21 protein-coding genes, 1 tRNA gene and 1 pseudogene are annotated in these 20312 nt (G+C 70.5%); 12 read left to right on the top strand and 11 right to left on the bottom strand.

The features are described from left to right. Nucleotides 1-313 precede the first annotated feature (313 nt). Nucleotides 314-3583: an efflux RND transporter permease subunit gene (locus MFF40_RS26125; RefSeq protein ID WP_147854392.1), complete on the top strand. Its 3270-nt coding sequence runs from the start codon at nucleotides 314-316 to the stop codon at nucleotides 3581-3583. An 81-nt stretch (nucleotides 3584-3664) separates the two neighbouring features. Here the strand turns inward: MFF40_RS26125 and MFF40_RS26120 are convergent, their stop codons facing one another. From MFF40_RS26120 to MFF40_RS26110, 3 genes are all read right to left on the bottom strand, one after another. Continuing rightward, nucleotides 3665-3811 (bottom strand): hypothetical protein, encoded by a 147-nt coding sequence (locus MFF40_RS26120; RefSeq protein ID WP_187277684.1) that lies wholly within the window; start codon nucleotides 3809-3811, stop codon nucleotides 3665-3667. Nucleotides 3812-3955: 144 nt separating this feature from the next. After that, entirely contained in the window at nucleotides 3956-6493 is a 2538-nt protein-coding gene (locus tag MFF40_RS26115) for a CheR family methyltransferase (RefSeq protein WP_238262845.1), read from the bottom strand. A 147-nt stretch (nucleotides 6494-6640) separates the two neighbouring features. After that, on the bottom strand, nucleotides 6641-7018 hold the full coding sequence (locus MFF40_RS26110) for a DUF6894 family protein (RefSeq protein WP_187278093.1): 378 nt from the start codon (nucleotides 7016-7018) through the stop codon (nucleotides 6641-6643). 143 nt (nucleotides 7019-7161) lie between these two features. On the opposite strand from MFF40_RS26110, the gene MFF40_RS26105 reads away from it, so the two are divergent. Then, nucleotides 7162-7935, top strand: coding sequence for a Crp/Fnr family transcriptional regulator (locus MFF40_RS26105; protein WP_147856984.1), 774 nt, complete (start codon nucleotides 7162-7164; stop codon nucleotides 7933-7935). A 162-nt stretch (nucleotides 7936-8097) separates the two neighbouring features. Here the strand turns inward: MFF40_RS26105 and cynS are convergent, their stop codons facing one another. Beyond that, entirely contained in the window at nucleotides 8098-8586 is a 489-nt protein-coding gene (gene cynS, locus MFF40_RS26100) for a cyanase (protein WP_147856983.1), read from the bottom strand. A gap of 374 nt (nucleotides 8587-8960) precedes the next feature. Here cynS and tsaE point away from each other — a divergent pair, with 374 nt between their 5' ends. From tsaE to MFF40_RS26085, 3 genes are all read left to right on the top strand, one after another. Further along, nucleotides 8961-10538, top strand: coding sequence for a tRNA (adenosine(37)-N6)-threonylcarbamoyltransferase complex ATPase subunit type 1 TsaE (gene tsaE, locus MFF40_RS26095; RefSeq protein WP_147897580.1), 1578 nt, complete (start codon nucleotides 8961-8963; stop codon nucleotides 10536-10538). Nucleotides 10539-10731: 193 nt separating this feature from the next. Next, complete coding sequence (locus tag MFF40_RS26090; protein ID WP_238262843.1) at nucleotides 10732-11472, top strand: nucleotidyltransferase family protein; 741 nt, start codon at nucleotides 10732-10734, stop codon at nucleotides 11470-11472. Between the two features lie 114 nt (nucleotides 11473-11586). After that, a tRNA-Arg gene (locus MFF40_RS26085) sits at nucleotides 11587-11663 on the top strand. Between the two features lie 167 nt (nucleotides 11664-11830). Here the strand turns inward: MFF40_RS26085 and MFF40_RS26080 are convergent. After that, the gene (locus MFF40_RS26080) at nucleotides 11831-13207 is read right to left on the bottom strand and encodes an NAD(P)H-dependent oxidoreductase (RefSeq protein WP_238262841.1); all 1377 of its coding nucleotides are present in this window, start codon (nucleotides 13205-13207) and stop codon (nucleotides 11831-11833) included. Between the two features lie 207 nt (nucleotides 13208-13414). Next, nucleotides 13415-14320, bottom strand: a complete 906-nt coding sequence (locus MFF40_RS26075) for a LysR substrate-binding domain-containing protein (RefSeq protein WP_147897578.1) — start codon at nucleotides 14318-14320, stop codon at nucleotides 13415-13417. A gap of 212 nt (nucleotides 14321-14532) precedes the next feature. On the opposite strand from MFF40_RS26075, the gene MFF40_RS26070 reads away from it, so the two are divergent. From MFF40_RS26070 to MFF40_RS26055, 4 genes are all read left to right on the top strand, one after another. After that, entirely contained in the window at nucleotides 14533-15396 is an 864-nt protein-coding gene (locus MFF40_RS26070; protein WP_147897577.1) for a class II aldolase/adducin family protein, read from the top strand. 175 nt (nucleotides 15397-15571) lie between these two features. Beyond that, entirely contained in the window at nucleotides 15572-15730 is a 159-nt protein-coding gene (locus MFF40_RS26065; RefSeq protein ID WP_187278092.1) for a hypothetical protein, read from the top strand. Between the two features lie 121 nt (nucleotides 15731-15851). Next, a complete protein-coding gene (locus MFF40_RS26060; protein ID WP_147856408.1) occupies nucleotides 15852-16085 on the top strand; it encodes a hypothetical protein in 234 nt (77 codons plus the stop codon). After that, on the top strand, nucleotides 16085-16225 hold the full coding sequence (locus MFF40_RS26055) for a hypothetical protein (RefSeq protein ID WP_187277845.1): 141 nt from the start codon (nucleotides 16085-16087) through the stop codon (nucleotides 16223-16225). The genes MFF40_RS26060 and MFF40_RS26055 overlap by 1 nt, the downstream gene beginning before the upstream one ends. A gap of 126 nt (nucleotides 16226-16351) precedes the next feature. On the opposite strand, the gene MFF40_RS26050 is transcribed toward MFF40_RS26055, so the two are convergent. From MFF40_RS26050 to MFF40_RS26030, 5 genes are all read right to left on the bottom strand, one after another. After that, nucleotides 16352-16588, bottom strand: a complete 237-nt coding sequence (locus MFF40_RS26050; RefSeq protein WP_147856405.1) for a hypothetical protein — start codon at nucleotides 16586-16588, stop codon at nucleotides 16352-16354. A gap of 140 nt (nucleotides 16589-16728) precedes the next feature. Beyond that, nucleotides 16729-16953, bottom strand: coding sequence for a hypothetical protein (locus MFF40_RS26045; RefSeq protein WP_378996035.1), 225 nt, complete (start codon nucleotides 16951-16953; stop codon nucleotides 16729-16731). 158 nt (nucleotides 16954-17111) lie between these two features. Further along, nucleotides 17112-18074: a transaldolase gene (gene tal, locus MFF40_RS26040; RefSeq protein WP_147856403.1), complete on the bottom strand. Its 963-nt coding sequence runs from the start codon at nucleotides 18072-18074 to the stop codon at nucleotides 17112-17114. A gap of 152 nt (nucleotides 18075-18226) precedes the next feature. Next, nucleotides 18227-18457, bottom strand: coding sequence for a DUF7241 domain-containing protein (locus MFF40_RS26035; RefSeq protein ID WP_147857362.1), 231 nt, complete (start codon nucleotides 18455-18457; stop codon nucleotides 18227-18229). Next, nucleotides 18454-18747, bottom strand: coding sequence for a hypothetical protein (locus MFF40_RS26030; protein ID WP_147857363.1), 294 nt, complete (start codon nucleotides 18745-18747; stop codon nucleotides 18454-18456). Before MFF40_RS26030 ends, MFF40_RS26035 begins: the two co-directional genes overlap by 4 nt. Nucleotides 18748-19294: 547 nt before the next feature. On the opposite strand from MFF40_RS26030, the gene MFF40_RS26025 reads away from it, so the two are divergent. The 3 genes and pseudogenes from MFF40_RS26025 to MFF40_RS26015 form a co-directional block, all read left to right on the top strand. Continuing rightward, on the top strand, nucleotides 19295-19453 hold the full coding sequence (locus MFF40_RS26025; protein WP_147857364.1) for a CsbD family protein: 159 nt from the start codon (nucleotides 19295-19297) through the stop codon (nucleotides 19451-19453). A 71-nt stretch (nucleotides 19454-19524) separates the two neighbouring features. Further along, nucleotides 19525-19893 carry a CsbD family protein gene (locus MFF40_RS26020; RefSeq protein ID WP_147857365.1) on the top strand — a complete coding sequence of 123 codons (369 nt, stop codon included), beginning with the start codon at nucleotides 19525-19527 and terminating at the stop codon, nucleotides 19891-19893. Nucleotides 19894-19939: 46 nt separating this feature from the next. After that, nucleotides 19940-20312, top strand: a pseudogene (locus tag MFF40_RS26015) (PhnA-like protein); the annotation flags it as partial.

Below are 20312 nucleotides of genomic sequence, written 5' to 3'. Positions count from 1 at the left end.
ACGAGAATCCCTCGCCCCGCTTGCCTAGCGGATTCACACATCGGGGCCCACAGGATACGCTGGAAACACCGCGGCTCTCCCTCCCCCCGCAGAGGGGGGAGGGAGCGCGTACCTGCCTTTCCGGACCAGAATCTGCCGGGACCGGCACGGTACCAAAGTGAGAGGTGTGACCGTCGTAGCCGATAGCGCCCAGCCCTGCGGCGTCGCGGCCCGTCCCTTGCCTGCCCGGACATGGTAGCGAAACCCATCGGGTATTTGGTACGCCAACAGGCGACGCGAACAGGCCGGCCCGGCGCCGGCCGGCGGAGACCGCATGGGACTCGTCCTCTACGCGCTCAAGTTCCGGATCACGACCTACGTGCTCGCCGTGCTGATGATGCTCGGCGGCGTCGGCGCGCTGATCGTCACGCCCAAGGACGTGCTGCCGGTCGTCGACATCCCGGTCGTCGTCGTGGTCTGGACCTATACCGGCCTGTCCACGCCGGAGATGGAACAGCGCATCACGACCTACGCCGAGTACGGCATCTCCAACAACGTCAACAACATCCGCCGGATGGAGTCGACCACGCTCCAGGGCACGGCGGTGCAGCGGATCTACTTCGATCCCGCGGTCAGCATCGACCTGGCCATCGCCCAGGTGGTGTCCTCCACCAACTCGATCCGGGCCGCGATGCCGGCCGGCACGCAGCCGCCGATCATCGTGCGCTACTCGGCCTCCTCGGTGCCGGTGATCCAGCTGGCCCTGACCTCGGCCAAGGACAGCCTCAACCAGGTCTACGACTACGCCCAGTACCGGATCCGGCAGACCCTGGCGCAGGTGCCGGGCTCGACCCTGCCGGCGCCGTTCGGCGGGGCGCCCCGGCAGATCATGGTCGATCTCGACCTCAACGCCCTCCAGGCGCTCGGCCTGACGCCGCTCGACGTCACCAACGCCATGACGGCCCAGAACCTGACGGTGCCGTCCGGCCTCGCCAAGATCGGCGAGCAGCAATACCCGATCCAGCTCAACGCCACGCCGCCCTCGATCGAGACCCTCAACCTCGCGCCGATCAAGGTGGTGGCCGGCCAGCCGGTGCTGATGCGCGACGTCGCCTATGTCCGCGACGGCGGGCCGCCGCAGATCAACGTGGTCCGGGCCGATGGCGGCCAGGCCGTGCTGATGCAGGTGATCAAGAACGGCACCGCCTCGACGCTGAACGTCGTCAACAACGTCAAGGCGGCGATGCCGACGATCCGGGCCGCCGCCCCCGAGGGGCTGACGATCAAGCCGCTGTTCGACCAGTCGGTGTTCGTCTCGAACGCCATCGAGGGCGTGCTGCACGAGGCCGCCATCGCGGCGGCGCTCACGGGGCTGGCGATCCTGCTGTTCCTCGGCTCGTGGCGCTCGACCCTGATCGTGCTGATCTCGATCCCGCTCTGCGTGATGACCTCGCTCGCCGTGCTGGCGGCGCTGGGCGAGACCATCAACGTGATGACGCTGGGCGGCCTCGCGCTCGCGGTCGGCATCCTGGTGGACGACGCCACGGTGGCGATTGAGAACACCTACCGGCTGTTCGAGGAGGGCGAGGAGTTCCGCGAGAGCGTGGTCCACGGCGCCGCCGGCATCGCCAAGCCGGCGCTGATCTCGACCCTGTCGATCTGCGCGGCCTTCACGGCGGTGTTCGCGCTCGCCGACACGCCGAAATACCTTTTCACCCCGCAGGCGCTCGCGGTCGTGTTCGCGATGCTGACCTCCTACCTGCTGTCGCGCACCCTGGTGCCGCTGCTGATCGACGTGATCGTGGCGCCGGAATACGCGCAGAAGCACGCCAAGGACCGGGACGGGCGGGACCCGCCCCGCCGGGGCCGGATCGCCCGGGCGTTCGGCCTCGTCTCGGGGCCCGTGTTCCGCCTCGCCGGGCGGGCCCACGGGGCGTTCGAGCGCGGCTTCAGCCGGTTCCACCGGGGCTATATCGGGCTGCTGCACGCGGTGCTCGGCCGCCGGCTCGCCACCTTAAGCGTCGTGGGCCTGATCCTGGGCACGACCGGCGTGCTGTTCGTCTTCGTCGGGCAGGATTACTTCCCGCAGATCGAGGCGAGCCAGATGACCCTGCACCTGCGCACCCGCACGGGCATGCGCATCGAGACAACCCAGCAGGTCTTCGCCGAGGTCGAGGACACGGTCCGGGAGGTGATCCCGCCGGGCGAGATCGAGCAGATCCTCGACAACATCGGCCTGCCCTCGACCAACTACAACTTCGCGTTCTCGGACGGCTCGTTCGTCTCCTACAACGACGGCCAGATGCTGATCAGCCTCAAGGAGGGCCACGGCTCGGTCGCCGGCTACATGAAGCGCCTGCGCGCGGTGCTGATGCAGCGCTTCCCCGACCTGATCGCCTATTTCCAGCCCGCCGACATGATCACCCAGATCCTGAATTTCGGCGTCATCACGCCGATCGACGTGCAGGTCTCCGGCCGGAACAAGGAGAAGGACCTGGAGGTCGCCCAGCGCATCGTCCAGCGGCTCAAGCACACCAAGGGCCTGGTCGACGTCCACCTGCAACAGATCGTCAACGAGCCGCAATTCTACGTGGACGTCGACCGGCGCCTGGCCTCCGAACTCGGGCTCACCGAGCAGCAGGTGGCGCAGAACATGAACATCTCGCTGTCGGGCAGCTACCAGGTGACGCCGAACTTCTGGCCCGACCCCAAGACCGGGATCCCCTACCAGCTCTGGGTGCAGACGCCGGAATACCGCAACGCCTCGCTGGCCGACCTGCGCAACACGCCGATGTTCGTGCGCGCGGCCGCGACCGCGGGCACCGGCCCCGGCGTGCTGACCCTGCTGTCGAGCCTCGCCGAGCTGCGCCGGGTGCCGACCCAGACGGTGATCAACCACGTCAACATCCAGCCGACCTTCGACGTCTTCGCCTCGGTCCAGGACCGCGACCTCGGCTCGGTCGCCCGCGACATCGACGCGATCGTCCAAGAGGAGCAGAAGACCCTTCAGGCGCCCGACAAGATCACGGTGCGCGGCCAGATCGAGAACATGCGCAGCGCGTTCTTGCGCCTGGAGATCGGGCTCGGGATCGCGCTGATCGCCGTCTACCTGCTGATGGCGGTGAACTACCAGAGCTGGGGCGACCCGTTCGTGGTGATCGCGGCCCTGCCGATGGCGTTCTGCGGCATCACCTTCGCGCTGTTCATCACCGGCACGACCTTCTCGATCCCGTCGATCTTCGGGGCGATCATGTCGGTGGGCATCGCCTCGGCGAACTCGATCCTGCTCGTGACCTTCGCCAAGGAGCACCGGGAGGCCACCGGGTGCAGCGCCCTGGAGGCGGCGATCACGGCCGGCGAGACCCGGCTGCGGCCGGTGCTGATGACCGCCTCGGCGATGTTCTTCGGCCTGATCCCGATGGCGCTCGGCACCGGCGAGGGCGGCGAGCAGAACGCCGCGCTCGCCCGCGCCGTGATGGGCGGCATCGCCTTCGCGACCCCGGCGACCCTGCTGCTGGTGCCGTTCCTCTACGTGCTGCTGCGCAGCGGCCCCGCGCAGCCGGTGCAGGATTATCTGGGGGCGGAGGGCGCGCAGGCGGCCTGAGGGGCTTTTCCATCCGCCGCCTCGGTCGCGTTTCGGGCCTGCGATCCCGGTCCTGCGATCCCGGGCCTGCCGCATCGTCCCTCACCCGCGCCGGTCGGGAAACTCCTTGGCGAGCCTGCGCATCAGCTGCTCCATGAGGGCGCGCAGCTGCGGCGAACCGGTCTTCGCGATGAGGGCGTTCAGCGCGGCGATCGTCTCGTCGAGCTTCTTGAGGTCTTCGTCGGCCATGTCCGGGCTCGGGAGGAATCGCACCGGAACACCTACGTAAGAGCGGCCCGTTCCGTTTCCCCTATCGGGGGACGGGCGCATGCGACTTTCGTCCTGGTTAACCCGGCCCGGTCCGGCGCGCGCCGGATCCTGCCGCCGCCCCTCTCACCCGGCCGCCGGGACCGCCACGAAGGTGACCACCACGCCCTCGATCTCGCCTGTCTGGACCCGGTAGGGCACGATCCGCACGAGGTGGTGCTGGCTCGGCGCCTCGCCGAAGGGCTCGATCCGGCGCTCGATGTCCTGCCCGACGGCCAGCACGCTCCGCAGGTCCTCGGCGAGGTCCGGATAGGCCGGTCGCAGGGCGAAGTCGGTGAGCGGCCGGCCGCGGTCGCCCTCCTGGATCGGGACGAACCGCGCCACCGCCGGCGTGAACGTCCGGATCACGAGGTTGCGGTCGAGGAACACGGTCGCCAGGCCGCTGGCGTTGAACAGGTTGCGCAGGTCGCCGTTCGCCCGGTCGAGGTCGTCGATCTTGCCGCTCAGCTCGCTGTTGACCGTCTGCAGCTCCTCGTTGAGCGACTGCAGCTCCTCCTTGGACGCTTCCAGCTCCTCGTTGGTCGATTGCAGCTCCTCGTTGACCGAGATCAGCTCCTCGTTGGACGATTTCAGCTCCTCCAGCGCGGTCTCGTATTCCTCGATCATGGTCTGCAGCCGCTCTCGGGTGTCGCGCAGCTCCCGCTCCAGTTGCAGCGCATCCGTGTCCGGGTGCAGCTTCGCGTCACGCACCGCGATCGCCGCCCGGCTGAGCGACGGGCCCTGGTCGTGGAACAGCACGAGGAGCAGCGGCTCGGCGCCGTCGCCCTGCATCAGCGGCTCGACCGTGATGGAGGCCAGCTGGACGCGCCCCTCCTCGCCCTCGATCGCGAGGTTCTCGCGCCGGGCCGGCCGGCGCGTCTCGATCGCCTCGCGCAGGGCCGAGCGCAGGTCCAGGCGCAGGCCCCGCCGCGCCAGCGTCAGCAACTGACGGCTCGGCAGGCCGACCGGCGCCTCCAGGTACTTGCCGGTGCGCGACGAGTAGTGGACGATGTCGCCGTCCCGATCGACCACCACGTGCGGCGCCGCGAAGCGCTCGATGACGTGGCTCTCGACCAGCTGGCGCAGGGGCGGCCCGGCGTCGTGTATCGGCGAGGCCGACCGGAGGCCGCGACTGAACGCGGCGGAGCGGCCGAACGGGGCCGGCTGCGTGCCGGTGACGGTCAGCGGCAGTCGCACGGCGTACCCGTCGATCTCCCGCGCCTGGAAGATGCGGTGTTTCCGCTCGACCGTCGCGAACAGGTCGGTGAACTGGCTGATGTTCTCCGCCGTGCCCAGGAACAGGTAGCCGCGCGGGCGCAGGGCGTAGTGGAAGATCGGGATGACCTGCGCCTGCACGGCCTGGCCGAAATAGATCAGCAGGTTGCGGCACGAGACCAGGTCGATCCGGGAGAACGGCGGGTCGCGGATCACGCTGTGGGGCGAGAACACGCACAGCTCGCGCACCTCCTTGGTGACCACGTAGGAGCCGCCGTCGGCCGTGAAGAAGCGCTTGCGCCGCTCGGGCGAGACGGTGTCGAGCAGCGCCTCCGGGTAGCGGCCGGACCGGGCTACGCCCAGGGCCAGGTCGTCGATGTCGGTGGCGAAGATCTGCACCCGGGGCACGGAGCGCAGGCCGTCCATGAACTCGCGCATCAGCATGGCGAGGGAATAGACCTCCTCGCCGGTGGCGCAGCCGGGCACCCAGGCCCGGATGGTGTCGCCGGCCCCGCGGCCCTCGAACAGGCGCGGCAGCACCTGCTCCTTGAGCGCATCGAACGCGCCGGCATCGCGGAAGAAGTTGGTGACGTTGATCAGCAGGTCGCGGAACAGGGCCGTGACCTCGCCGCCGTCCTGGCGCAGGCGCGCGACGTAATCCTCGACTCGCGTCAGCCGGGCGATCTGCATGCGCCGCTGCACCCGCCGGATGAAGGTCCTGGGCTTGTAGCCGGAGAAATCGTGGCCGATCTGGTCGCGCAGCAGCCCGTAGATCTCGGCGGTCGCCGCCTTGCCGGCGGCTCCCTGCAGATCCTCGATCGCCCCGAAGCTGCGCGCGTACTCGGTGAGCTTGGCCGCGATCTCGTCGGGCGGGAGCGCGAAGTCGATCAGGCCGGTGGCGATGGCGCTGGCCGGCATGTCGGGGTGGCGCGGGGCGGTGCCGTCGGCGACCTGGGCGAAGGTCAGGCCGCCGTGCTCCTTGATCGCCTTGATGCCGAGCGTGCCGTCGGTGCCCCCGCCCGACAGGACGATGCCGATCGCGTACTCGCCGCACGCCTTGGCGAGGTCGCTGAAGAACAGGTCGATCGGGTTGCGCTCGCGTCGGGCCGGATCCTGGTCGCGGATCGTCAGGCACCCGTCCTGGAGCCCCAGGATGGCCCGGGCGGGCAGCACGTAGATATGCCCGGGCTCGACCTGCATCCCATGCGCCGCCACCATCACCGGCATCGGCGTCAGGCGGCCCAGCACCTCGTGCAGCAGGCTCTCGCGGTCCGCGCTGACATGGGTGACGACGACGTAGGCGAGGCCGCCGTCGAGGCCGAGGCCGGCGAACAGGGTATCGAGGGCCTCGATGCCCCCCGCGGAGGCGCCGATGCCGACGATGGGGAAGGGCGCGGGGTCGTCAGCCATCGGCAGGATCCACGGGGCCGGTGAGTGGAGCCCGTCGGCGCGGCGGACGGCGTCGGCATGGTCCGGGGCGGCGGGAACGGGGTCTCACGGAGAGATGTCGTGGCGCGCGTCCGTCACCGGGTCAAGCCGCGCTCACGATGTCCCGCCTCACGATGGCCCCCGCGCGCGGGCCGCGCGGGCCAGGATCTCGCGGGCCCGCTGCGCGGTCGCCCGCGCCGCGCCGATCGCGTCCGCGACCTCCTGTGACAGCCGGCGCGCCCGGGTGGTCTGGTTCGGCCGGATCTGCCGCCGCGGGTCGCGCAGCCGCTCGGCGAAGGGGATCTCCATCAGGATCTCGCCGGCCTCGTTCGTGATCACGAACGCGTACGGCATCGGGCTCAGGCCCTCGCGGATGAGGTCGATCGCCATGTCGGGAATCGACGCGCAAGCTTCGAGATAGGCGGTCTCGATATTCGGCATCGTCAGCCCGTCTTCGTCGGGGTCGAGGCCGGCGGGCGTACGCACATGAAAGTAGAACAGGGGCACGGGCGCCTCACGAATGCGGCTGCGCCGTTCGCGCGGACCTTCTCGCTCATAACGCCGGCCGATACAATACGGTACTACATGCGTTAAGACAGGTTTGAACCGCGTCCATGGGCGCGGGTTAACCTGTGATGCGGAGGCTGCCGATGCCCAACCCTCTCATCGCAAAGCTCGAGCAGTTCACGCACCTGTCGGACGACGACCGGGCGGCGCTGCAGAACCTGGTCGCCGAGCCGCTGCGTTGCTACCGGCCGGGAACCGACATCGTGTCCGAGGGCGACGACCCGAAGGTCGTGCGCCTTGTCCTGGCCGGCTGGGCCTACCGCTACAAGCAATTGCCCGACGGGCGCCGCCAGGTGGTGGCCCTGTTCCTGCCCGGCGACCTGTGCGACCACACCGTCTTCGTCTTGTCCGAGATGGATCATTCGATCGGCGCGCTCGGTGCCGTGACCCTGGTCGAGATCCAGCCCGCGACCTTCGAGACGTTGATGGCCGACCATCCCCGCGTGACGCGGGCGCTGTGGTGGGAAGGGCTGGTGAGCGCGGCGGTGCAGCGCGAGTGGATGCTGAACCTCGGCCGCCGCAGCGCGGGTGAGCGGCTGGCCCACGTGTTCTGCGAGGTGTTCTACCGCCTGCGCGGCATCGGGCTGACCCAGGGCACCACCTGCGACATGCCCCTGACGCAGACCGACCTCGCCGACCTGATCGGCATGACGCCGGTGCACGTCAACCGGGTGCTGCAGATGCTGCGCCGGCAGAGGCTGGTCGAGCTGAAGGGCCGCCGCCTGACCATCCCGGACCTGCCGACCCTGGAGAAGGCCGCGCTGTTCAACCCGAACTACCTGCACCTCGACCATGTCGGCGCCCGCTTCGACGCCGTGGGACAGCACCCGGCCGCCGCGGCGCGGTACGGGGCCTGACCGACGAGCGCTCTCCGCGCTCCGTCGCCCTGGAGCGCTCGCCGCCGACCTGGATACCGGTTCGGCGCAAGCGTGGGCGTCGAATCGAGGACCGAGAGCCGTTCCCGGTCGCGCCGTGATCGGGAACGGCTCTGGAATGCGGGGATCGGGGAGGGCCTCCGCTCAGCCCTCCTTGAACCCGTATTCCGGCGTGTCGTCGTCGTTGCCGTAATACTTGTACGGCAGGAACTTGCCCGACATCGTCAGCTTCACCCGGTCGCCCTTGTTGTTCGCCTCCCGGGCCATCTCCATGTTGAAGTCGATCGCCGACATGATGCCGTCGCCGAACTCCTCCTGGATCAGCTCCTTGAAGGTCGTGCCGTAGACCATCACCAGCTCGTAGAAGCGGTAGATCAGCGGGTCGGTGGGCGGCATCGCCGGGATCGAGCCCCGGTAGGGCGCTTCGTTGAGCATCCGCTCCTCGGCGACCGTCAGGCCGAACAGCTCGGCCGCCCGCTTGGCCTGGGCCTTGGGCAGCTTCATCTGGCCCATGCAGGCCGCCGTGATCAGGAACGGCGAGAGGCCGCCGATCGCCTCGTGGATATGGGCCCAGCTCCAGCCCTTCTCGCGTTTGATGTCGAGGAGCTTCTCGGTCAGGTCGGCGCGCTTCATGTCGGCTCCGTGTTCATGCGTTTGGCTGGTCCGGGTGAGGCCGCCGGTGAAGTGCGGCCTCACCCCACCCCAAGCGGGGTGCGTACCCAACCCGGAACCGATGAGGGGGGATTCGGTCGGGGTCGGACGCGGGACGCGGTCCGCGGCTTCGGCTGGGCCTGAACGCTGCGGAACCCGCGCAATAGCAAGACATGCGCCAGCCAATTCTTCGCGGATACCGCACAGCGCGGCGCGCCGGATCGCCGGGACGCGACGCGTCGGGCAAGCGTGGTTTCGATGCACCGGCCAGGCCGGAAGCGCGCCACGGGAGCCGGAAACGCTTGCATCCGCGGCCTGTTTTCGGACCATGCGCCCTTGGGTCTCGGAGGCGGGCTTTGGACGGGGACGATCGGGACGGACAGACGGCGGGCGCATCGGCGCCGCCGGCCCCCTGGGAATTCGTGCTGCCGGAGGAGACGGCCACGGAGGATCTCGGCCTGTTCCTGTCCGAGTTCCTGTGCCCCGGCGACGTCGTGGCGCTCTCGGGCGGCCTGGGCGGCGGCAAGACCACCCTGGCCCGGGCGGTGATCCGCGAGCTGGCCGGCGACCCGCGCCTGGAGGTGCCGAGCCCGACCTTCACGCTGATCCAGCCCTACACGGCCCGCGACGGCCGGGCGATCGTCCACGCCGACCTCTACCGCCTGCGCGACCCCGACGAACTGGTGGAGCTCGGCTTCGAGGAGATGGCCGAGGACGCCATCACGCTGGTGGAGTGGCCCGACCGGATGCCCCCCCGCGACGGCCCGGTGCTCACCGTCGACCTGTCGCTCCGGGCCGAGTTCGGCCCCGAGGCGCGCCTCGCCCGGATCGACGGCAGCGGCGGCATGCGTGCCCGGCTCGACCGGGCCCGGGCGGTGCGCCGGCTCCTCGACCGCAGCGGCTGGGACCTGGCCGAGCGCACCCTGATGCAGGGCGACGCCTCGTCCCGCGCCTACGAGCGCCTGACCAAGCCCGACGGCACCAGCGCCGTGCTGATGATCGCCCCGCCCCGTCCCGACGGCCCGGCGGTGCGCGACGGCAAACCCTACAGCGCGATCGTGCACCTGGCCGAGAGCGTCCACGCCTTCGTGGCCCTCGACCGCGGCCTGCGGGCCCTGGGCTTCTCGGCGCCGAAGATCTACGGCGAGGACCTGGCCGAGGGCCTGCTGATCCTCGAGGATCTCGGCAGCGAGCCGGTGGTCGAGGCCGGGGCGCCGCGGCCCGAGCGCTACGCCGAGGCGGTGCGCCTGCTCGCCAAGCTCCACGCCACGCCGCTGCCGGCGGTGCTGCCGGTGGCGGACGGCATCGAGCACGTCCTGCCCGTCTACGACGAGGCGGCTCTGCTGTTCGAGGCGGAGCTGATGCCCGAATGGTACGTCCCGGCGATCCGGAACGCCGCGCTCTCGGACGACGCCCGGGCCGAGTTCGTGGCCCTGTGGCGCGCGGCCCTGCAGAACGCGCGACCCGACCGCGCCACCTGGACCCTGCGCGACTACCACTCGCCGAACCTGATCTGGCTGCCCGAGCGCGACGGGCTGGAGCGGGTCGGGCTGATCGACTTCCAGGACGCCGTGATGGGCCATCCGGCCTACGACGTCGCCTCGCTGCTGCAGGATGCCCGCGTCGACACCAGCGCCGAATTCGAGCTGCGGCTTCTGGGCCTCTACGCCCGCGAGCGCCGGGGCCGCGACCCGGCCTTCGATGTCGGGGCCTTCGCCACGGCGTACGCGCTGCTGGCCGCCCAGCGCGCCACCAAGATCCTCGGGATCTTCGCCCGGCTCGACCGGCGCGACGGCAAGCCCGGCTACCTCGCCCACCTGCCGCGGATCGAGGGCTATCTCACCCGCAACCTCGCCCACCCGGCGCTGGCCGAGCTGCGGGCCTGGCATGCGGCGCACCTGCCGGGCCTGGTCGGCTCCGATGCCGAGTCCTAGGACGCATGCCGAGCGGTCCCGGGTCACGGGCGAAAGGAACGGGAATCCAAAGGGCCCGGGGCCCCTTGGCAGGGTTCGGGACAGCGTCCCGAGGCTCTCGGGGCTTCGCCGACTGCAGGGCTCTGCCCTGCACCCGCAAAAGGTCGAAGACCTTTTGAAACCATGATCATCAACGCCTGATCCGGATCCCCGCATGAGCGAGCCCGCCCCCGCCGTCACCCGTGCGTTCGTGCTGGCCGCGGGCCTGGGCAAGCGCATGCGGCCGGTCACCGCCACGGTGCCGAAACCCCTGGTGGAGGTGGCCGGCAAGGCGCTCCTCGACCACGCCCTCGACCGCGCCGCCGAGGCCGGCATCGAGTCCGCGATCGTCAACGTCCACTACCTGCCCGACCTGATCGAGGGGCACCTGGCCCGCCGGACGGAGGGACCCGCCGTCCAGGTCTCGGACGAGCGCGCCGCGCTCCTGGAGACCGGCGGCGGCATCCGCAAGGCGCTGCCGCTGCTGGGCGACGCGCCGTTCGTGGTGCTGAACTCGGATTCGTTCTGGCTCGAAGGGCCGGCGCCCAACCTCCGCCGGCTGATCGACGCCTGGGATCCGGAGCGCATGGACGCCCTGCTGCTGGTCGCCCCCACCGCCACCAGCCTGGGCTACGACGGCGCCGGGGATTTCGTCATGGACGCGGACGGCCGCCTGGAGCGCCGCGGCGAGCGCGAGGTCGCCCCGTTCATCTATGCGGGCGTGGCGATCCTGCAGCCCGGCCTCTTCGCCGACACGCCCGACGGCGCCTTCTCGCTCAACCTGCTGTTCGACCGGGCGATCGCGGCCGGACGCCTGTCCGGCATGCGCCTCGACGGCCAGTGGCTCCACGTCGGCACCCCGGACGCGATCCGCGCCGCCGAGGAGCGCGTCCGGGCGAGCGCCCGCGCCCCGTAGCGCCGGCCGTTCCGCATTCGGCAGATCGGTCTTGCCAAACGGTCTTGCCAAGCCGGATCCGAGCCTCTAGAAGCCCCTTCACACCGGCGGGCCAAGCCCCCGCCGCCGTGACAGGCGCCCGTAGCTCAGCTGGATAGAGCACCAGACTACGAATCTGGGGGTCAGAGGTTCGAATCCTTTCGGGCGCGCCATTACTACAAATCACTGAGCGGATGCCGGGGCACAGCCCTGTCCCGCTGACGACCAGCAGCCCACCTTTGGATCGAGCACAGCGCGCCCGCAGGAACGTCGCGCGATCCCGTGCCTGTACGCGCCTGAGGCGCCCAGCCGCGCGGAAGCGGCCGGGCCTGTCCGTTGGTCAGGCGACCCGTTGTGACGGGGCGGCCAGGCCCAGTTCCGTGCGGAACACGGCTTCCATCTCGCGCCGGATGCGGATGGCCTGGTGGCTCGCGTCGTAGGCGACGTCGCTCCAGCGGACCGCACGGCCGGCCGGGATGTCGTTGGTCAGGACGAGGTTGTGCGCCAGACCGATCGGCAGGGCGTCCTGCCGCAGGGAATCGGCCGCCGGCATCAGCGTGCCGTAGACCGTGAAGCCGCCTTCGCCGTCGAGGCGCTCGCCGGCCTTCAGGGCGCGCTTGGCGGTGGCCGCCACGTCGCCGTGCCAGGCCCCGGTGGCGCCGGTGGCTTCGCCCCGCACCGCGATGGACGCCACCGAGATCCCGAGTTCCAGGCCGATCAGGTGATAGGGCTTGTAGGTGGCGGCGTAGCGGCCGCTGGCGTCGGTCTTCAGCCCGTATTGCACGAAGCATTCCTGCACGTAGCGGCTCGGTGCCTCGAACACCGCGAAGACGCCCCAGCGCAGGTCGCGGAACACCGGGCGCCCGTCCCGCTCCAGGGACGACACCACCTCGACCGTGCCGCGCTCGGTCAGGATCCCGCCATCGGCCACCGGACGCAGGAGCGTGGGCAGGTCGTCGACCCCGCAGGCCGGGAAGGCCAGGCCGTCGCGCGGCGGGGTCAGCCCGCAGGCGTTGGCCACCGCGGCCATCTCCAGGGCCGACTTGGTGCCGTCCAGGAAGGCGTTGAACATCTGCGCGTTGAAGTCGCCCCCCGCGACCTGCTCGGCGCTGAAGCCGTAATGCCCCCAGACCGTGTCGGGGGTGGAGGCGTGGTAGGCCGGCAGGTACTTCGTGCCCTTGCCGGCGCAGACCACCTCCAGGCCGATCGTGCGCGCCCAGTCGACCAGTTCGGCGATGAGCGCCGGCTGGTCGCCGGAGGCCATGGAGTAGATCACGCCGGCCTCGGCGGCGCGGCGGGCGAGCAGCGGCCCGGCGAGCACGTCGGCCTCGACGTTGACCATCACGATGTGCTTGGCCTGTTCGCAGGCCTTGAGGGCGTGGTGGATGCCGGCGGCGGGGCTGCCGGTGGCGTCGATCACGATGTCCACGAACGGGCTGGCGATCAGGGCGTCGGCATCGTCGCCGACCCAGGTCGCGCCGGTCCGCGCGGCCTCCTCCAGGGTCGGGGCCGCGAAGCGGGCCTCGTCCCAGCCCACCCGGCGCAGGGCCTGGCGCGCCCGCTCCGGCGACAGGTCGGCCACGGCGGTCAGGTGGATGCCGGGCGTCCGAGGCGCCTGCGACAGGTACATGGAGCCGAACTTGCCGGCGCCGATCAGGCCGACGCGGACGGGGCGCCCCTCGCTGGCGCGATGCTGCAGCTTGGCGAACATGGACATGGCGTTCTCTCCCTGCGTGTCGCGCGGTCGGTCGAACCTCGGGGTCCGTTCCCGCCGCGTCGGCACGGTGTCGTCAGCCCGGAATTATCATGCGCCTCGGTGCCTGCCCATGCGGCGCCCGGCGGATCACCGTCGGCGACGCCTTCGGGACGGCGCGAGCGCATCGTCATGGTCTGAAAGCCGGCGCCCACCTTTCGGACCGATGCTTTAGCCGGCGGCGCGGCCCTCCTGCTCCTGCTCCAGGAGCCATCGGCGGAACGCCCGGATCTTCTCCAGATCCCGGTCCCGGGCACGGGTGCAGATGAAGTGGAGGTCCCGGTACAGGCTCTTCAGACGGCCTTCGCCGAGCCGCACCAGCTGCGCGGCGCCGAGTTCGGCCTGGGCGAACCGCAGGCTCTCCAGCGCCACCCCGAGTCCCTGGACCGCGGCGGAGATCACCAGGGCGCCGCGATCGAACGCCGCCCCGGGCGCCGAGGCCGGCGTCGGCAGGCCGTTCAGGGCGAACCAGTCCGGCCAGCGCACCGGGCTGAACGACGAGTCCAGCCGCGGGATGCGCGCGACCGTGGCGGCCTCGATCGGCCCGAGCGCCCGGGCGAGATCCGGCGTGCACAGGGCCGCGATCTCCTCCCGGCCCAGCGCCTCGACCGTCAATCCTGGCCCGGCCGGGGGGCGGCCATAGGCGATCAGGATGTCGATCTCCTCGTGCCGGGCGAGGTCGACCGGCTCGGCGCCGCTGGAGAGGCGGATGCCGATGCCGGGATGCGCCTCCACGAAGGAGGGCAGCCGGGGCCCGAGCCACTTCGCGGCGAAGCTCGGCGTGCAATGCACCGCCAGCGACGAGGGCGGCGGCGGGCTCAGCTCGGCGCAGAGCGCCTCGATGGCGTCGAAGGCCTGGGCGAGGCCCGCGCACAGGCGCTCGCCGTCGGCGGTCAGGATGGCCCGGCGGTTGGCGCGTCGGAACAGGGCGCGCCCGAGGGTGCGCTCCAGCGCACGGACCTGATGGCTCACCGCCGAGGGCGTCAGGTGCAGCTCCTCGCTCGCCCGGGCGAAGCTGCCGAGGCGCGCGGCGGCCTCGAAGGCCCGCAGGGCGGGAAAACTCGGGATCCGCCGCATGCTGCCATCCGTGAACCGGATTCACGGAAATCGTGAAAAATCGTCGTTTGTCAACGACGGAGAGCGGCACGATAGTGCCGATCAGTTTGCGAAGACGGCCAAAGGCGACGGGGCGGCGGGAATACACCGCCGTTCGGCATGGCCCCGCGCCGCCGGGCTCGAGGCGTGGCGGGCGGCCCGCATTCCGGCTTCACCCGACGAGAGGACATGCCATGCTCGACGACCACGCCCATGACAGCGCTGTCGCCATCGACCTGCCCGACGACAGCGCCGGCCGGAAGCGGACCTCGATCTACCAGCCCGAGCAGGCGGGCCTGATCTTTCCGGAGATGCCGGACTTCACCAGCCACGCCGAGGCGCGGGAATACCGCAAGCAGCACCTCGTGGCGGCCTGCCGGGCCTTCGCGATGCACGGCTTCGATTACGGCTTCGCCGGGCACCTCACGATCCGCGATCCCGAGCGCCCGGAGCTGTACTGGACCAACCCGATGTGCGTGCACTTCTCGCAGGTGCGGATGTCGAACCTGATCCTGGCCGACCACAAGGGCGACGTGGTCGAGGGGCGCTACGCGATCAACCGCGCCGGCTTCGTGCTCCACGCCGCCGTGCACGACGAGCATCCCGACGTGCTGGCGATGTGCCACGCGCACACGACCTACGGCACCGCCTGGTGCGCCACCGGCCGGCCGCTGGACATGATCAGCCAGGATGCGGCCGCCTTCTACGACAGCCACGCGGTGATCGGCGCCTCGGCCGGGGCGGTCGCGGTCGAGAAGGCGAGCGGCCTCTCGGTGGCCCAGCAGATCGGCCGCAACCGCGGGGTGCTGCACCAGAACCATGGCCTGCTCACCTGCAGTCGCCACAGCATCGACGACGCGGCGTTCTGGTTCATCGCCCTGGAGCGGGCCTGCAAGCAGCAGCTGCTGGTCGAGGCGACCGGTATCAAGCCGCAGCTCCTGTCGGAGAAGACCGCCCGCTACAGCCGCGAGCATGTCGGCAGCGACTATATCGGCTGGCTGCACTTCCAGACGCTCTACAGCCACATCGCCGCGACGCAGCCCGACATGTTCGACTGAAGCGTTCGCTGGTGCGAAGCCGGCCGCGGCTGCGGGGCCGCTTGTCGAGGGTCGGCCGCAAAGCCGGCCCTTCCGCCGTCGACACGAGATTTGCCTGTCGACAACCTGCGGGGCCCGCAACCTTTCGGGTTCGGGAAGGGTCGTCTCCGCGTCGCGGTTCGACCGGGAGGCCGGCATGATGGGATTGGGCGTGTTCTGCGTGGTGGCCGGCACGGGCCTGGCCGCCGCATCCCTGTGGGCGCCGCGCTACCGCGCCTTGCTCGAAGGGATGGGGGGCTGCCTGTTCCTGGCCGGGCTGGGCTTCGCCGGGGCGGATCTGGCGCTCGCATCCTGATCCATGGCGATGAGCCGAACCAATGCAAGGGGTTTTCAGGGCATGGGGTTGCCAAGCTTGGCCATATAGGCCAGCTTGTACGTAAGTAATGCATCCCGATTGGAACTGCCCAGGAGTGCCAATGCTGGTCAATCACGAGCGCCGCCTGCTCAATAAGGCCGCCGGCTCCGGCAACTCTCGGATCTCCATTCAGCGAAAGCCGAACGCATCCTGGCCCGGCGATCACAGCCGGCTCACGGCCCTCGCGAGTGTCGGCCATCTGGAGCAGGTCGCGGTCGGCGACGGGCTCGCAACCTGGCAGATCACCGCGAGCGGGTTGACGCAGCTTCAGGCGTTCGTCGGCGGGGACGCGTGATGGCCTCGATCAAGATCCGCGCGACCGACGACGGCACCTTCGTGGTCTATCGCAACGGTGCGGCGGTCGCCTCCGGGTTGACCCGCCTCCAGGCCGAACGCTGCGCGTCGGTCCTCGGCTGGATCGCCCCGCAGGCCTGAGCGGGCGCGGCGGTAAGGCCCCGTTAACCTTGTCGCCCTACCCCGGTTGCACCAGCCGATCGCTGGCCTTCCACGCCCATCCGATTTCGCCCCTCAACACGGATGGGCGTGGAAGCCGAATTCCGGTCAGAGCGCGCGCGCGTAGCCCGGGCGCAGGTCGATGGCCTGCGCGGTCGCCTGCGAAAGGCGAACCTCGGTCAGCGTGACCTCGGCCCCATCCTTCACGGCCTCCCGCACGATCTTGACCCCGCTGTCGGGATCGTCCGCGATCACGGCGTAGAACACCGTCAGCAGGCAGTCCGGGGTGTCCTCGTCCCGGCGGGCGACCTTCACGATGAAGGCGGTTTGGTTCGGCTCGATCATAGCAGGCGTTCAGATCCGTCCTGGCCGCACGACAGGCGGCCGTCGCCGGGGGCGATATCGCGCCTCGGCGAGAGAAGAGGTACCCCGATCGGGACCCGCCGCCCAGCCCGCATGGGCCGGCGCCGGCGGTCGCCGCACCGTCAGGCGGCGGTCAGGCGCTTGGTGTTGGAGGCGACGTGCTCGCGGTAGCGGGCGATGACCGTCTCGGGCGAGCCGCCCAGCATGAGCGTCGTCATGGCCTCGCCGGCGGCCTCGACCTTCTCGGTCACCATGGATTGCGCCTCGGCCATCCCCGCGCTGCCGCCCCAGGCAAGGCGCACCAGGCGCAGCTCGACCACGCGCTGGGCCTCGATCGCCAGCATCATCCACGAGAAGATGGGATTGTACACGGCTCACTCCGAACCGCGACCGATGCGGCGAGGATTAAACTCGGCGCTCGCCCGGAACGATCCACCGGCGGAACGCGGGTCCGACCCGCGTTCCGGGCCGGGCCGCACCGCGCTTCGTTGGATCCGCGTTCAGGTCACCCCCGCGCCAGCCGTTCGCGGATGAGGGTGTGGAGCGCGCGCAGGTCGCTGCCGAACTGCCGGATGCCCTCGGCGAGCTTTTCCGTGGCCATGGCGCTCTCGTTCATCTCCCAGCGGAACGAGAACTCGTCCGTCGCGGGCGCCTCGGGCGGCGTGCCGTAGGACTCGGGCGACAGGGCGCGGGGGAGATCGCCCTCCGTCGCGGCCAGCTCCTCCAGCAGCTTCGGCGAGATGGTCAGCCGGTCGCAGCCCGCGAGCGCCTGGATCTGGCCGATGGTACGGAACGAGGCGCCCATCACGACGGTCTCGATCCCGCGCGCCTTGTAGGCGGCGTAGATCGCCCGCACCGACCGGACGCCGGGATCCTCCTCGGCCGTGAAGGTCTTCCCCTCGGCCTTGGCGTACCAGTCGGTGATCCGCCCGACGAAGGGCGAGATCAGGAACACCCCGGCATCCGCGCAGGCCATGGCCTGGACCAGGGAGAACAGCAGGGTCAGGTTGCAGTCGACGCCCTCGCGCTGGAGCACGCGGGCCGCCTGGATGCCCTCCCAGGTCGAGGCGATCTTGATCAGCACCCGGTCGCGCGAGACGCCGCGCTCGTCGTAGGCGCGGATGATCGCCCGGGCCTTCTCCAGCGTCCGCTCGGTGTTGAAGGAGAGATTGGCGTCGACCTCGGTGGAGACGCGCCCCGGCACCAGCTTGGTCAGCTCGACGCCCACCGATACGGCGAGCCGGTCGGCCACCGCCTGGACGACATCCTCGGTCTCGCCGCCCTGCTTCCTGCCCCAGGCCACCGCCTCGTCAACGATCGGGGCGAGGCCCTCCATCCCGGCGGCCTTCAGCAGCAGCGACGGATTGGTGGTGCAGTCGATCGGCTTGAGCGTCTCGATGGCGCCGATGTCGCCGGTATCGGCGACCACCACGGTCATGGTGCGGAGTTGATCGAGCAGCGATGTCATCGTTCACCTCGTCGTTTGGCACGGCCGACGGTCCCGGGCCGGGGCTCGCGGCCGAAGGGCCGTGGCGCGCATCGTCCGGCGGGGGCCGCGTCGACGCCGCCGGTGCGAGTCCGGTCCCGTCCCGGCCGGCTTCGTACCACACCGGTCCGGGATCAGCCGACCGCCCGCCAGTCGCGCAGTGACAGGGACCACGCCTGTGCCTCGTGGTAGGCCACGGCCATGCGGCCGTGACTGACGATCTTGGCCAGCATGACCGTGTCGCCCAGCGCCGTGATCCGGATCACCGTCGGGCCGTAGCCGGCGTCGCCGACCAGGCAGGTCCCGACGCCCCAACCCTGCTCGCGGCAGATCTCCGCCGCGCACCGGTGGTCGTGACGGGTCACGGATTGGCGCTGCGGGTCGCCGGCTGCGGATAGGAGGGGTTGCCGCCCGGGACCGCGCTGCTGTTGGACGGTGAGGTCGTGCCGCCCGTGCCGTTCTCGCTGCCGGTGATCTGCTTGCGCGAGGCGTCCTGGCTCTTGCTGGCGTAATCCGGCGGGGAGTTGGCGCCCTGCCAGGTCATCAGCCCGGCAAGCGCCGCGGCCATGAGGGCCACGCTGACGATCAAGACATACAGCGCGGGCTTGCCGCGCTTGCCCTGCCGGCCGTCCTGACCGGAGAGTTGTTCTGCCATCTCTGAACCTCGTTGCGCCGCCGATGCGGCTATCGGGGAGCAACAGGCCGCCCGCCGGATGGGTCCGCCCCTGTGGCTTTATGCGCCGCCCGGGGTGGTCCGGCCGGTTCGAGCCGTCCCGCGGTGACGGCCGGTGGCGGAGGGCCGCGGCACGCCGTGTCACGGGGGCGGGCCGGCCTCGGAGCCGATCCGATGCATTGGAATGCGGCGCGCCGGACATTGCCCCTGGTCGATAACAACCGCGTCAGTGATGCAGGCATACCAGTAAAAACAACGCAGGTGAGGGAACCTGCTTGTGCGCAACCCGTTTGTGCCCCGCTGCCGACAGGGCAGGGACGAGCGAGCGGGAGCGGAACGGATCGCGGAACAGACATCGCCGGGCAACCGATCGTGGTGCCGCACCATTTCGTAGGACCGGCTTAGCCGGACGTCGCGAAAATCCCAGTCAATACTTTCGCAGGAGCAGTATATTTATACCATTGATTGCGCGGTTACGGAGCGCAACTGGTGGTCGGTCCCGGGTTTCCTCGAACGCGGCAGGGCGCCCATGGCCGACCGAGAGAAAATACTGTCCCCCGGGCATCTCAAGGCCTCGGTCAAGGAGGCCATCGGCAAGCTCGCCGGCGATGCCCAGGTCGAGGCCGAGGGCCGCCGGCAGAAGCGTGCGGCCCGGCCTCCGAAACAGGCCGAGCCGGGTACCGACTGACACAGGTTTCCAACCGGCGACCCTCCCGGGCGCCATCCCCCGAAACACACCCACCATCACCGGAGAACGACATGGTCGACATCGACAGGATCACGGGCGCCGCCAAGGACCTCGGCGGCAAGGTGCAGGGCGCCGTCGGCGACCTCACCGGCTCGAAGAGCGACTCGGTCGAGGGCCGGTTCCGCGAAGCGAGCGGGCAGGCCGAGAACCTCTACGGCCAGGCCAAGGACACGGTGCGGCACGCGGCCGGCCAGGCCTCCAGCTACGCCGATGACGCCGCCGACTACGCCGAGGACGCCTACGAGCGCGGCGGGCACTACCTGCGCCGGGGCACCCGCGAGGTGAGCCATCAGGTCGCCGAGTACCCGCTCGCCTCCCTGCTGGTGGCCGGCCTGGTCGGCTTCGGCCTCGGCCTCCTCGTCAGCGCCAGCCGCGACTGACCCGCAGATCTCACTTCCACGACGACCGACGACCCGGAGTAGCAGCGTGACCACGATCCAGACCACCGTCCCACCCCTCGCCAGCCAGGCACAGGCCGACAGCCGCGCCGTCCTGCTCAACCAGGTGTCCTGGGGCGCCATCTTCGCCGGCGCCACCACGGCCCTGGTCACCCAGGTGATCCTCAACCTGGTCGGCGCCGGCGTGGGGCTCTCGTCCTTCGGCCCCGTGGCCGCCGACAACCCGGCCGCCTCGACCGCCTCGATCGGCGCGGGCGTCTGGTTCGTCGCCTCGGGCATCGTCGCCTCGCTGATCGGCGGCGCCATCGCCGGGCGCCTGTCCGGCAAGCCGCTCGCCGGGACGGCGGGCCTGCACGGCCTGGTGTCCTGGGCGGTGACCACCCTGGTGGTGCTGTACCTGC

Source organism: Methylobacterium mesophilicum (assembly GCF_022179445.1).
Classification (GTDB): Bacteria; Pseudomonadota; Alphaproteobacteria; order Rhizobiales; family Beijerinckiaceae; genus Methylobacterium; species Methylobacterium mesophilicum.
Note: the sequence above shows the minus strand (reverse complement) of the source record. Positions and strands in the feature narration are given on the sequence as shown.

Bases quoted from the DNA above. Each gene is read 5' to 3' on its own strand.
- MFF40_RS26125 (WP_147854392.1), top strand. From the start codon at position 314: ATGGGACTCGTCCTCTACGCGCTCAAGTTCCGGATCACGACCTACGTG.
- MFF40_RS26120 (WP_187277684.1), bottom strand. From the start codon at position 3,811: ATGGCCGACGAAGACCTCAAGAAGCTCGACGAGACGATCGCCGCGCTG.
- MFF40_RS26115 (WP_238262845.1), bottom strand. From the start codon at position 6,493: ATGGCTGACGACCCCGCGCCCTTCCCCATCGTCGGCATCGGCGCCTCC.
- MFF40_RS26105 (WP_147856984.1), top strand. From the start codon at position 7,162: ATGCCCAACCCTCTCATCGCAAAGCTCGAGCAGTTCACGCACCTGTCG.
- cynS (WP_147856983.1), bottom strand. From the start codon at position 8,586: ATGAAGCGCGCCGACCTGACCGAGAAGCTCCTCGACATCAAACGCGAG.
- MFF40_RS26090 (WP_238262843.1), top strand. From the start codon at position 10,732: ATGAGCGAGCCCGCCCCCGCCGTCACCCGTGCGTTCGTGCTGGCCGCG.
- MFF40_RS26080 (WP_238262841.1), bottom strand. From the start codon at position 13,207: ATGTCCATGTTCGCCAAGCTGCAGCATCGCGCCAGCGAGGGGCGCCCC.
- MFF40_RS26075 (WP_147897578.1), bottom strand. From the start codon at position 14,320: ATGCGGCGGATCCCGAGTTTTCCCGCCCTGCGGGCCTTCGAGGCCGCC.
- MFF40_RS26070 (WP_147897577.1), top strand. From the start codon at position 14,533: ATGCTCGACGACCACGCCCATGACAGCGCTGTCGCCATCGACCTGCCC.
- MFF40_RS26065 (WP_187278092.1), top strand. From the start codon at position 15,572: ATGATGGGATTGGGCGTGTTCTGCGTGGTGGCCGGCACGGGCCTGGCC.
- MFF40_RS26060 (WP_147856408.1), top strand. From the start codon at position 15,852: ATGCTGGTCAATCACGAGCGCCGCCTGCTCAATAAGGCCGCCGGCTCC.
- MFF40_RS26055 (WP_187277845.1), top strand. From the start codon at position 16,085: ATGGCCTCGATCAAGATCCGCGCGACCGACGACGGCACCTTCGTGGTC.
- MFF40_RS26050 (WP_147856405.1), bottom strand. From the start codon at position 16,588: ATGATCGAGCCGAACCAAACCGCCTTCATCGTGAAGGTCGCCCGCCGG.
- MFF40_RS26045 (WP_378996035.1), bottom strand. From the start codon at position 16,953: ATGATGCTGGCGATCGAGGCCCAGCGCGTGGTCGAGCTGCGCCTGGTG.
- tal (WP_147856403.1), bottom strand. From the start codon at position 18,074: ATGACATCGCTGCTCGATCAACTCCGCACCATGACCGTGGTGGTCGCC.
- MFF40_RS26030 (WP_147857363.1), bottom strand. From the start codon at position 18,747: ATGGCAGAACAACTCTCCGGTCAGGACGGCCGGCAGGGCAAGCGCGGC.
- MFF40_RS26025 (WP_147857364.1), top strand. From the start codon at position 19,295: ATGGCCGACCGAGAGAAAATACTGTCCCCCGGGCATCTCAAGGCCTCG.
- MFF40_RS26020 (WP_147857365.1), top strand. From the start codon at position 19,525: ATGGTCGACATCGACAGGATCACGGGCGCCGCCAAGGACCTCGGCGGC.